This is a genomic window from Bacteroidota bacterium (genome assembly GCA_026391695.1).
Lineage (GTDB): Bacteria > Bacteroidota > Bacteroidia > Bacteroidales > JAGONC01 > JAPLDP01.
This window is the reverse complement of record JAPLDP010000065.1, coordinates 65586-78847: the sequence shown is the minus strand read 5'-3', so window position 1 is coordinate 78847 and position 13262 is coordinate 65586. Positions and strand designations below refer to the sequence as shown.

8 protein-coding genes are annotated in these 13262 nt (G+C 35.5%); all 8 read left to right on the top strand.

Translation table 11 applies throughout. The features are described 5' to 3' along the window. Positions 1–188 precede the first annotated feature (188 nt). The 8 genes from NT175_08495 to dut all read left to right on the top strand — a co-directional run bounded on the left by NT175_08495 (position 189) and on the right by dut (position 13253). Positions 189–3548: a hypothetical protein gene (locus NT175_08495; protein ID MCX6234748.1), complete on the top strand. Its 3360-nt coding sequence runs from the start codon at positions 189–191 to the stop codon at positions 3546–3548. A 6-nt stretch (positions 3549–3554) separates the two neighbouring features. Beyond that, on the top strand, positions 3555–4049 hold the full coding sequence (locus tag NT175_08490; protein ID MCX6234747.1) for an ATP-binding protein: 495 nt from the start codon (positions 3555–3557) through the stop codon (positions 4047–4049). 21 nt (positions 4050–4070) lie between these two features. Continuing rightward, positions 4071–4508, top strand: a complete 438-nt coding sequence (gene ybeY, locus NT175_08485; protein ID MCX6234746.1) for an rRNA maturation RNase YbeY — start codon at positions 4071–4073, stop codon at positions 4506–4508. A 30-nt stretch (positions 4509–4538) separates the two neighbouring features. Beyond that, entirely contained in the window at positions 4539–6410 is a 1872-nt protein-coding gene (gene mnmG / locus NT175_08480) for a tRNA uridine-5-carboxymethylaminomethyl(34) synthesis enzyme MnmG (protein ID MCX6234745.1), read from the top strand. 249 nt (positions 6411–6659) lie between these two features. Continuing rightward, a complete protein-coding gene (locus NT175_08475) occupies positions 6660–7325 on the top strand; it encodes a class I SAM-dependent methyltransferase (GenBank protein MCX6234744.1) in 666 nt (221 codons plus the stop codon). 101 nt (positions 7326–7426) lie between these two features. Then, positions 7427–11134, top strand: coding sequence for an ATP-binding protein (locus tag NT175_08470; protein ID MCX6234743.1), 3708 nt, complete (start codon positions 7427–7429; stop codon positions 11132–11134). Between the two features lie 141 nt (positions 11135–11275). Next, complete coding sequence (locus tag NT175_08465; protein ID MCX6234742.1) at positions 11276–12769, top strand: polysaccharide biosynthesis C-terminal domain-containing protein; 1494 nt, start codon at positions 11276–11278, stop codon at positions 12767–12769. Between the two features lie 49 nt (positions 12770–12818). Beyond that, entirely contained in the window at positions 12819–13253 is a 435-nt protein-coding gene (gene dut, locus NT175_08460; protein MCX6234741.1) for a dUTP diphosphatase, read from the top strand. The last annotated feature ends 9 nt before the right edge of the window (positions 13254–13262 follow it).

The following is a 13262-nucleotide window of genomic DNA, read 5'->3' as shown; positions in this document are numbered from 1 at the left end:
CTTTCGCAAACTTGGTCTTTCCGGTCTTTCCGAGGTTTACTCTAAATCTTTATCTTTACGAACCGCCGTATGCCGAACGGCACATACGGTGGTGTGAGAGGACAGTGAGTGAATTAATCACTCACTTCCTACTCGATTATAATCAATTATTAATATTACCTTTGTAATCAGGTAATCCAGAGGTGAACATGATTTCAAGCGAAAACTACGACATTCTTATCAAAAAATTAGATGAGTTTATAAGAAAATATTATAAAAATTTGATTATCAAGGGATTGCTATATACATTATCACTGCTTTTATTTTTTTTTCTGTTTATCGATATCCTTGAATATTTTTTACATCTCGGAATTATCGCCAGAACCATTGTATTTTATACCTTTCTTGCTGTTGCACTGCTAATTATTTGCAGGTTTATTATGTTTCCTGTTTTAAAGCTTTTCGGAATAAGTAGAGTTATTAACCATGAACAAGCTGCTGAGATAATCGGAACACATTTTATTGAAGTCAAGGACAGATTATTGAACACTCTTCAGTTAAAGAAAATCAGTACATTTGAAAACAGTGACCTTATTGAAGCGAGTATCAATCAGAAAATTCATTCTTTGAAACTTGTATCTTTTTCTTCGGCCATTAACTTTTCAGGAAATAAAAAGTACCTTAAATATGCCCTTCCCCCGATTTTTATTATTCTTATTATACTTTTTTCAGCACCCTCTGTAATTAAGGAACCATCTGAGCGAATTATTAGGCATAGGGAATACTATGAAAAAGAATTGCCATTTCAGCTTAAAATAGTCAATGAGAAACTTGAGGCTTTCCAGCAGGAAGATTATGAACTGCATGTGATAGTGAGTGGTGAACAAACACCATCTGATGTTTTCATTAGGTTTGATAATAATACTTATAAACTTTCCAAAGAAAATAATTCATCTTTTTCCTATATCTTTCGAAATCTTCAGAAGAATATTAAGTTTGAGTTATATGCTGATAATTATGAAGCGGAATGTTTTGAGCTTAGGGTTCTTCCAAAGCCTGTCATATTGACTTTCTCTATTGATTTGGTATATCCCCCTTATATAAATAAAGAGGATGAATCCTTTGAAAATATGGGCGATGTTATTATTCCAGAGGGAACTAAAATGACTTGGCATTTCTATACACGTGATACTGATACTGTTTTATTCAGGGTAAATGAAACGATGATTGCTTTGGATAACAGGCAGACAAACGTGTTTGCTTATGCTGAGACCTTCGTAAAAAGCTGCAGCTATTCTGTCAGCACGGTAAATAAGTATCTCAAAAACAAAGATTCATTGCACTACACGATCAACGTTATACCTGATGTTTATCCGTCGATTATTGTTGAGGAGTTCAGGGATTCCTTGCTCGACGGCAGAATATACATCAGAGGAAACATCAAGGATGATTATGGATTCAGCAAACTGGAATTTACTTATTATTATAAAAATATTAGCAATATCAACGATGAAGAAATAGGAAAGGACACGATCATCCAGTCAGTCTCAATAAACAAAAACCTTACTCAGCAGGAATTCTATCATTATTTTGATGCTCATTCATTAGACATTAGAACAGGTGATGAGGTTGAATATTTTTTTGAGATTTGGGATAATGACGAAGTAAACGGCAACAAATCGACACGATCACAAAAAATGGTTTTCAGAATTCCATCACAGGAGGAAATTGAGGCTATTGCTGAACAAAGTAATCTTGAAGTTAAAGCTGAAATGGGAAGAGCCATCAAGGAACTTAAATCGTTACAGCGAGATATAGATGAACTAAATCGGAATTTATTGGAAAAGAAAACCATTTCTTGGCAGGAAAAGCAACAATTACAGGATCTTCTGGACAGGCAGGCTGAAATTAAAACTAAGATCGAAAACATACAGAGGGAGAATGAAAACAAGGTTACAAAGGAACAACAGTATAAAGAGATCAATCCTGACATACTTCAAAAACAGAAACAGTTGGAAGATTTGTTTGACCAAGTTCTGTCGGATGAAATGAAGAAGCTTTTTGAAGAGTTGCAGAATATACTGGATAGTGTGGACAAAGACAAGGTGAATGATATGCTTGAAAAAATGAAGCTTAGTAGTAAGGATCTTGAACAGGAACTTGACAGAAACCTTGAATTATTTAAGCGACTTGAATTCGAAAAGAAATTGACTGAAACAATTGAAAAGATTGGCGAACTGGCAATAGAAGAGGCGAAATTATCGAATGAAACCAAAGAAGGTAAAAAAGAGGATTTGGATAATCTGATGGAAAAGCAAGACGGAATGAACAAGAGTTTTGAGGAGATACGGCAAGATCTTGATGATTTAGACAAAAAGAATCATGAATTGGATGAGCCCAATCAAATTCAGAACACTGAGGAGCTTGAGAATAATATTCAGCAACAGATGCAAAACAGCATCGAGAATCTCAAACAGCGAAAAATGGGTAAAGCTTCACAATCACAGAAGGATGCGGCACAACAAATGAAGAATCTAGGGAAGAATTTGTCAAATATGCTTATAGCTATGCAATCGGAAGGGTTGGGTGAGGATATCGGTGCTATCAGAGAAATCCTTGAAAATTTGATACAAATATCATTTGACCAGGAAGCTTTGATTAAGGAATTAAATATTATTCGAAGAAATGATCCCAAATATATTGAAGTTGTTGAGAAACAGAAAAATATTAAGGATGATCTGATTATGGTAGAGGACTCATTAATCGCTCTCAGCAGACGCCAGATCATGATACAATCTTATGTGAACAAGGAGATTAAAGCTATCAACAACAAAGTTGAAAAAACTATTGATGATTTGAATAACCGGCGAATACCTTCGGCATCGATGAACCAGCAGTACATTATGACATCTGTTAATAATCTTGCTTTGTTATTGGATGAGGCCATGCAACAAATGCAACAACAAATGGCGCAGATGATGGGTACCGGGAATAGTATGTCGGCATGTCCTAGTCCTGGCGCTGGTAAAATGTCAGCAGGAAATATAAGGCAATTACAGGAACAACTCAATAAGCAACTTGAGCAACTCAAGCAAGGAATGGAGTCATTAAAAAGTGGTGGTAGTAAAGGTCAGAAAGCCATGAGTGAACAATTGGCTCGACTGGCAGCAGAGCAGGAGGCTATCAGGAACAAGATGCAACAGTATATTGAAGATTTAAAGGAACAAGGTATTGAAGGGGATGAAGGAATGAGACAGATTATGAATGATATGGAGAAAACAGAGACAGAACTGGTAAATAAGATTATTACAAGTCAAACACTGATGCGACAGCAGCAAATTTTAACGAGGCTGTTACAGTCGGAGAAAGCAGAACTTATGAGGGAGCAGGAAGAAAAAAGAGAATCAAAGGAGGCAAAAGATCAAAAATTAAGTAACCCTGACGAATTTTTTAAGTATAAGAGTATAAAATCGCAACAGGTTGAATTATTAAAGACGATTCCACCTTCCCTGAAGCCATTTTATAAAAAAAAGGTTAATGAATATTTGTACAACTTTGAACTTCAATAAAATAGGATGAGGTCTGAAGAATATATACTGACTATTTCATCATCAGCCGGTAGTATCCATCAGGTTGAACGATTTATCGAAGATATTTGTGATCGATTTAATCTGACAAACAATTACTTTGGCAATATAAGCATGGCCATAATGGAAGCGGTTGATAATGCTATTAAGCATGGTAATAAAAATTGCTGGGATAAAAAAGTATCCATACGGCTGGACCTAGAACCGGGATTACTTAAATTCTCGGTCAAGGATGAAGGTGAGGGATTCAATTATTATCATATCCCTGATCCAACTGACCCCTTCTCTAGTTCTAGTGAAAAAGTGGGGAGGGGTATATTTATCATACGAAGCATGGCAGATGAAATACATTATAATGCCCCTGGAAATGAACTTACCATGATTTTTTATGTATCCGGAATCAGTGAAAAGACCTTTAAAGAAAGGGAGAATAAGATTAAATCATATACAGCAAAAGCAAAGAAAAAAATTACAAAAAGATAGATGTTTATCATATTGTAATAAATGAAATATGATAATATACAATTTTTTAATGAAGATATTTCCTATCGGTTAAGAAATAAGAAATCCTTACGATCATGGATTAAAGATACGATCCACCATGAAAACAGGATAACCGGAAGTCTAAATTTCATTTTTTGTTCTGACCAAATACTTTACAAATTAAATATTTCTTATCTGGAACATGATTCATTTACAGATGTAATTGCTTTTGATTATTCAGATGAAAATGGAGTTGTATCTGGTGATATATATATCAGTATTGACAGAGTGAAAGAGAATGCTTGGCAATATAAAGTAATATTTAAGGATGAACTTCATAGGGTCATGATTCATGGACTACTCCATCTGATGAATTATACTGATGACACTCTTAAGAAAAAGAACCTGATGCGAAGAAATGAGAACAAATATTTAAATATGCGTTCCTCAAATCTTTAACGGGTAGTTCCACGTGAAACAATTGCTTCGATGCTTAGAGAATACGATATCATTGTGGTAGGTGCTGGTCATGCCGGTTGTGAAGCCGCCGCTGCCGCCGCCAATCTAGGATCAACAGTGCTATTGATAACAATGAATTTGACTACAATTGCTCAGATGTCGTGTAATCCAGCAATGGGTGGAATTGCAAAAGGTCAAATTGTTCGGGAGATAGATGCTCTTGGTGGTTACTCAGCAATTGTAACCGACAACACAATGATCCAATTTCGAATGTTAAATAAATCAAAAGGGCCTGCAATGTGGAGCCCTCGTTCGCAGAATGACCGTTGGCTATTCTCTAGAAAGTGGAGGCTCACTCTTGAAAAGTTGCCTAACCTGGATTTCTGGGAAGATACGGTGGTTAATGTCATTGAAAGAAAAGGTCGAATAAATGGTGTCATCACAAGTTTAGGGCTTGAGATTAGATCAAAGGCCGTTATTTTAACGAACGGGACTTTTCTTAACGGAATTATTCATATTGGGGAAAAGCAATTTAACGGGGGCAGAATGGGGGAAAAGGCTGCCAACGGTTTAACAGAACATCTTAATGAACTCGGAATTTTATCCAGCCGAATGAAAACAGGAACGCCTGTGAGAATAGATGGTCGGACTATTGATTATTCAAAAGTAGAGGAACAAAAGGGAGATGATATTCCCGGGAAATTTTCCTTTACGAATACTGCAGGATTAACTTTACAAAAAAGTTGTTATATAACTTATACCAATGCCAATGTTCATGAAATCTTAAGATCAGGATTCAATAAATCCCCATTGTTTGTGGGAAGAATTAAAGGTCGTGGTCCACGACATTGTCCCTCAATTGAAGATAAGATTGAACGGTTTTCCGGGAAGGATAGACATCAACTTTTTATTGAGCCAGAAGGATGGGATACCGTTGAGGTTTATTTAAATGGTTTTTCTTCTTCCTTACCTGAGGACATACAATATAAGGCGTTAAGATTAATACCAGGTTTAGAGCATGTAAAAATATTCAGGCCGGGTTATGCTATTGAATATGATTATTTTCCACCTATACAGTTACAAAATACACTTGAATCAAAATTATTTGAAAATCTCTATTTTGCTGGACAAATTAATGGTACCACTGGTTATGAGGAAGCTGCCGCTCAGGGATTAATGGCCGGTATCAATGCTCATAGAAAAATCAACAGGTTATCACCATTTGTTCTAAATAGATCTGAAGCATATATAGGTGTTCTCATCGATGATCTCACCACAAAGGGCGTCGATGAACCTTATCGTATGTTTACCTCCAGAGCTGAATTTCGGATATTGTTAAGGCAGGATAATGCTGATCTGCGTTTAACACCGAAATCTTATCAGATTGGTCTTGCAGGAGAAGAAAGGATCCAAAGGGTAAACGAGAAACTGGAAAAGATTAAACGGATCAGGCAATATCTTGAAAAAAACAGTATTCATCCAGAGATGATCAACACGTACCTTGTGGAATCTGGTACAAAGGAAATCACGCAGAAGCTTAAGTATTCTACTCTTTTACTAAGACCTCAGGTCAATCTGGCTGAATTAGTTAGTCGTTCGAAAGTATTATCGGAATTTATTAACCAGATGGCACAAGAAGATCTGGAAATAATTGAGGAGATCGAAATAATGATCAAATATGATGGTTATATTGCTAAAGAGCAGGAAATTGCTGACAGAATCACTAAATTTGAACATATCCGTATTAAAAATGATGTTGATTATTATTTGCTTACGTCTCTTTCCTATGAAGCAAGGGAAAAGCTTTCGAAACTTAAACCACAAACTATTGGACAGGCGTCCAGAATCAGTGGTGTTTCTCCTGCAGATCTGTCGGTATTGCTGGTATATTTAGGAAAGTAATGTGGATATCACACGGAACATTAAATGAAACAAGTAAGATCCTGCATCCTTTGTGGGAATGCGGAATTTAAAAGCCATCTGGTATTAAAGGATTTTTTTTTATCAGGTGAAACTTTTGAAATTTCCGAATGTATAAATTGTCATTTCAGGTTTTCAAACCTGAGCATATCTCTTGACAAAATATTAAGGTATTATGCATCCGAGAATTACGTTTCTCATAAACCTGAAGCAAATGGTCTGATTAATAAATTGTATGTTATAGTTCGAAAATTTACGGTCAGGAAGAAATTTCAGATTATTGTAAAGTTTAAAAAGGGTCATCGTATTTTAGATGTTGGTTGCGGCACCGGTGAACTTTTAGCATATTTTAAAAAAAGAAGATGGGAAACTGTTGGTATTGAAACTAATTCAAATGCACGAGATTACGGTATTACTCATTATGGTTTAGACGTGGGTGTTGATTTGAAAACGTACAAATCGGCGCCGGAATCTTTTGATGTGATCACATTATGGCATGTATTAGAGCATCTTCCGGACATCCACGAGCAATTAAGGAAGATTATATCTCTCTTGAAATCTAACGGTATTTTGATTGCGGCCGTGCCTAATTGTAATGCATATGATGCACAATATTATCAGGAATTTTGGGCAGCCTATGACGTTCCAAGGCATTTGTATCATTTTACGAAACAGACACTATCTTATCTTCTGGAGCTTCATGGATGTCATATTATCGAAGTATTTCCGATGAAATTGGATGCCTATTATGTGTCAATGTTGAGTGAAAAATATAAACATGGTAAGCCACATCATTTTCATGGTTTTATTAGAGGGGTGATATCAAATCTAAAGGCTTTCCTTAAAGGAAAGGAATATTCAAGCATGATTTATGTGATTAAGAAGAATATTCAGTAATTTTATTTCCTGGCCTCATTACGATCTATGAGGCTCATAAAATTTGCAACAATCTAAAACATTGATATTCAACACTATAAGTACTAAAACCGAATATGATTATGCCCATCGGAAAATTGAACAATAGGACTTTAGCTGCCTTCTTCACGTTGCTTTTTCTAGTGCTTTCAATTAGTTTAAATCTTTATTTTCTTGATAAAAGAAAACCTATTACTGTTACTAAGCAATTCCAGAAAAGATTGGATAAAAAGGAGACTATTTTAACTGCCCTTTTGGATCAACTGAAAATTATCGTATCAGCTAAGGGGGATGCCGGCATGCAGGATCTTCTGAGATATCAGAAGACCTATAAAAAAGAGGGTTTTATTATTTTAATTTACAATAAAGACTCCCTGCTATTATGGTCGGATAATTCTGTATCGTCAGAGAAAGTATACACTGAAATCAGTAAAGGAAATCACTTTACCCATTTTCAAAACGGTTGGTATGATATAATATATAAAAAAGAAAATGACCTTGCTTTAGTTGGACTGATGCTCATCAAATCTGATTTTGCTTATCAGAATAATTACCTGATTAACTCATTCCAGAAGGAATTTAAAGTTAGTAAGGAGTTGCACGTGCTGGAGGAAAAGGGTCTTTACCCGATCTATTCGAAAGATAAGAGCTATTTGTTTTCATTGGGTTTTCCTGAAACCACCATAATCACTGATAGGCAGGTCTTTATACTATTTACCCTTTATCTGCTTAGTTTATTGTTTTTGATAGCATTTATATTTCAGGTCTATCTGGCAATAGAGTTCTTTCTGAAGCGCAGGATTCTTATGTTTTTATTTTTTTTCATGGATGTTCTAATTATCAGAGTTATCATATTTTATTTCAAAATCCCGATCTCTTTATATCAGTCTGATCTTTTTAGCCCATTATACTATGGATCTTCTGTTTTCTTGCCTTCCTTCGGCGATTTAATCGTTAATGCATTCATTTTACTTATCATCGCATACATTTTTAATACCTCACTCAGGACAGGTAACATAACAAAGCCAGAGAGTAAACTTATAAGGCATATCATAGCATTTATTCTCATGGTAATAGTAATATTATTATTTCGGTTCATTGTTTTCCTCTTTCAGGGTTTGGTTTTGGACTCGAATATTTCGTTTAATCTCAATAACATATTCAGCTTATCATCATCAAGTTTGCTTGGTTTTATTGTGATTGCCTCCCTTTTACTTGCATTTTTTCTGTTCACTCACCGATTAGCTGATTTCATTCACTTTTATGTGTCTTCTATTTCTATTTTTTTTGGTCTACTTATTCTCGTATTCATTACAGATGGTTTACTGTGCAATTTTATTACTGGTCGATACGACATAGTCTATTCAATTTTTCTGTTAGCAGTGTTAGTATCATTTTGGTTTTTGTCAGAAAAGCGACTACAGGTCACATCATTTTATAGTATTATCTTTTATTTATTTCTTTTTTCAATAATATGCACTTATTTTCTCCATCAATTTAATCATATCAGAGAATTAAATCAGCGCAGATTGATGGCTGTTCGGTTAGCGGCAGAAAGAGATAACATTACCGAATACAAATTCACCTCAATCGAGAAGGCCATATATTCTGATACAGCCCTGATTCGCAATCTTCCATCCGCCTTACTGGACCGAGGTAAAGAGGATAAGATTACCGACTATATCGTTCAAAAGTTTTTAAAGGATTACAGGTCAAATTATAACATTCAGGTCACGATTTGTGACAGGGGGAGAAATCTTGAGATTGAACCAGATAATATTATAATTAATTGTCGACAGTATTTTGTTGATCAAATCAACCAGGATGGGGAACAAACAGACAATCCGCATCTTTATTATCTAAATAAGGGATCCAATGATGTAAACTATATAGCATTTCTTTCTTTTAGCGAAGACTACACGGGCGCATTGTACCCAATTGATGTTTTTATTGAATTAAATTCAAAATATGTACCTAAAGCCTTGGGATATCCTGAATTACTTATGGATAGGAGGACCTATATTTTTACCGATCTCACAAATTATTCATATGCCATCTATGTTGATAGCTGTTTAGTAAAGAGTGTTGGTAAATATTTATATACTCTGCCTTTACCTCAATTGAAGGAGAATGAAGAAGAGTTTATTTCCTATAAGCAAAGTGAATATAATCATTTGGCCTATAAAGCAAATCATTCAACCTGGCTGATTATTAGTATGGAAAATCCACATTTTCTGGATATTGTCGCTCCATTTTCGTATCTGTTGATTTTTTTTGGATTGTACGTATTGATATTCATGTTTATCACGCATTCTTCTTTTAGCCTTAGACGACCGCAGTTGGATTTCAAAACCAGGCTTCAGATTGCAATTATGTCAATTATTATTGTTTCCTGCATCCTTATCGGTGCGACCTCATTGCTATATATCGTTAATCTTAATGATAAAAAGAACCTTGATATTCTTAACGAGAAAACACATTCGGTACTTGTTGAGGTGGAACATAAATTATCTAATGAATCATCATTAACTCCTGACATGCAGGATTATCTGGCATCTTTGCTGACCAAGTTTTCGATAGTCTTCTTTTCGGATATTAATTTATATGATCCAGCGGGCTATTTGCTGGCATCATCAAGACCAGAGATATTTAAAGAGGGATTACTCTCTACGAGGATGAATGCTGTTGTATATAATGAGTTTACTTTCAATAAAATGGCCTCTTTTATTCATAGTGAGAACATAGGCAGATACAGGTATTTATCAGCATACCTTCCATTTCGGAACAATCAAAACAAAATCATTGCATATGTTAACCTTCCTTATTTTGCAAAGCAGACGGAGTTGAGACAGGAGGTTTCCATATTTCTTATAGCGTTTACCAATATTTATATTTTTCTTGCAGTTATTACCATTTTTATTACCTTATTTATTGCTAATTACGTTACTCTTCCATTGAAAGTTATCAGCAATAAAATTGGCCGGTTAAGGCTTGGAAAAGGCAATGAAAAAATTGAGTGGAGCAGAAAAGATGAGATAGGCAATCTTGTAGAAGAGTACAATCGCATGATCGATGAGCTGGTTAAAAGTGCTGAATTACTTGCCAAATCGGAGCGGGAAAGTGCATGGCGGGAAATGGCAAAGCAGGTAGCTCATGAGATAAAAAATCCTCTGACACCAATGAAATTAAGTGTTCAATACCTGCAGAAAGCATGGGAAGAAGGTGTGCCAGACTGGGATGAACGGTTAAAACGATTTTCACAGACAGTCATACAGCAAATCGATAATTTATCGGACATTGCATCTGAGTTTTCGGACTTTGCTAAAATGCCACAGACAAAGTTGGAAAAGGTCGAATTAACATCTGTTATTCAGGATGCCATTGATTTATACAAGGATATCCAACCGGTACATTTAATTTGTGATCCATACGTCATGGATCCATGTGTTGTTTTTGCTGACAGGAAGCAGCTACTCCGCGTTTTTAATAATTTGATCAAAAATTCGGTACAGGCAATAAAAGAGTCCAAAAGTGGAAGAATTGAAATCAGGTTGACTAGTACGGTAAATGCTTATAATCTTGAAGTAAAGGATAATGGGATTGGCATTCCTGATGATCAAAAAGATAAGATTTTTATGCCCAGTTTTACTACTAAATCAGGTGGTATGGGTCTTGGTCTGGCTATTGTGAAAAGTATTATTGAAAGCATCCAAGGACAAATATGGTTTAAATCTCAAGAGGGAGTCGGCACCTCTTTTTATATCCATTTACCAAAGTATTCAAATGACTGATGGCTAATGTTCGTCAGTGAAAGGATGGTTTCGGTTAGTCATATTTAATTCCATTATATGTATTTCGATCAGATATCCACAGGGCTTTGGCTCGCAATAAAATCCGTAATTTTGTGTTAGTTTGTCTATAATTGACCATTCTTGAAACCAATAAAGCAGTTAGCAGGTCAGACTATGATTTATGGGGCAGGAACCATTGTCCCCAGGTTACTTAACTACCTTTTACTGACCCCGTTTTATACCCGCGTATTTTTACAAGGTCAATATGGAGTAATAACCGAATTGTATGCTTATGTAGCATTTTTAGTGGTTTTACTGACATATGGGATGGAAACGGCTTACTTTCGTTATGCCTCGAGTGAAAACAATTCTAAAAAAGCATATAGCACAGCTCTTGTTTCATTACTGACTACAACCTCACTTTTTATTGTTGTGGTTTTGTTTTTTGCCCAGCCAATTGCCAACCTGATACGTTACGCGTCCAACAAGGAGTACATCATATATTTCACTTTTATCGTCGGTATTGATGCGTTCACTGCCATACCTTTCGCTAAACTCCGTCAAGAGAACAAGCCATTTCGTTTTGCTATCATTAAGATTATTAATGTTTTAGTTAATATTATTTTGAATTTTTTCTTTTTAATTATTTGTCCTATTCTGCTTAAACATAATCCGGAGTCTGTCGTCAGATTTATATATTCTGATGATATCGGCGTTGGCTATGCATTTATTTCCAACCTGATAGCCAGTCTGATAACATTGATATTATTATTTCCAGAGTTGTTCAGGATCAAGGTATATTTTGATTTTGATTTACTCAAGAAGATGCTGGTTTATTCTTTTCCATTATTGATTGTCGGATTAGCTGGTATGGTGAATGATGTGTCTGATAAAATTTTATTAAAATATCTTGTCAACATACCTCCGGAGACAAGCGATCCTGTCAAATATGCCTTGACTCAGGTGGGTATTTATGGAGCCAATTATAAACTTGCTGTGCTAATGACCCTATTCACTCAGATGTTCCGGTATGCAGCAGAACCATTTTTTTTCGCTCAGGCTAAAAAAGATCATCCGCAACAGGTGTATTCAGATGTAATGAGGTATTTTGTGATATCGGGTCTGATCATATTCATGGTAGTCATGATGTATATTGATATTGTTAAATATTTTATAGGCCCTGATTTCTGGTCGGGTTTGAAGATTGTCCCGATCGTACTGTTAGCAAATCTATTTCTTGGAGTTTTTTATAACCTGTCGGTTTGGTATAAGCTTACTAACCGAACACTTTATGGTGCCATAATTGCGTTGGTGGGAGCCTTTATTACGATAATTTTGAATGTTCTGTTCATTCCGTTGTTTGGATATGAAGGCTCAGCCTGGGCCACATTAATTTGTTATTTATTTATGATGGTGACCTGTTATTTTTTTGGGATGAGATATTATCCAATTAATTATGATTTGAGGAGTTTTTTCGGTTATATGACACTAGCCCTGTCACTTTATGGCTTGAGTGTAATTTTAAAAATTGAAAGCACCATCATCCGCCTGATAGTGAATTCATTTTTGATGCTGGTATTCCTCGTAACGGTATTTATAATTGAAAAGCGCAATTTCATGCGGATTTATCGATAATCAGGGGATGAATATTTATCGTATTTTTGCGGATTAAAACTAAGAATGGATGACAATTAAGATTGTAAATCATTCAAAGCATCCTTTACCGGCTTATGAGACTATGATGTCAGCCGGTATGGACATCAGAGCTAATCTGGATCATCCGATTATATTAAAATCCATTGAACGAGTGCTTGTTCCAACGGGTTTATTTATAGAGTTGCCAACTGGCTTTGAGGCACAAATTCGTCCCCGCAGTGGATTAGCCATCAAGAAAGGTATTACCATACTAAATACACCTGGAACAATAGATGCCGACTATAGGGGTGAAATTAAGATCATTCTTATTAATTTATCAGAAGAGGAATTTATTATAAATGATGGCGAGCGTATTGCCCAGTTGATAATTTCATCATATGAGCGTGCCGAGTGGATTGAAGTAGATGAGCTGCACCATACCTCGCGTGGAGCAGGGGGATTTGGCCATACGGGTACCGGCTAGAAATTATTT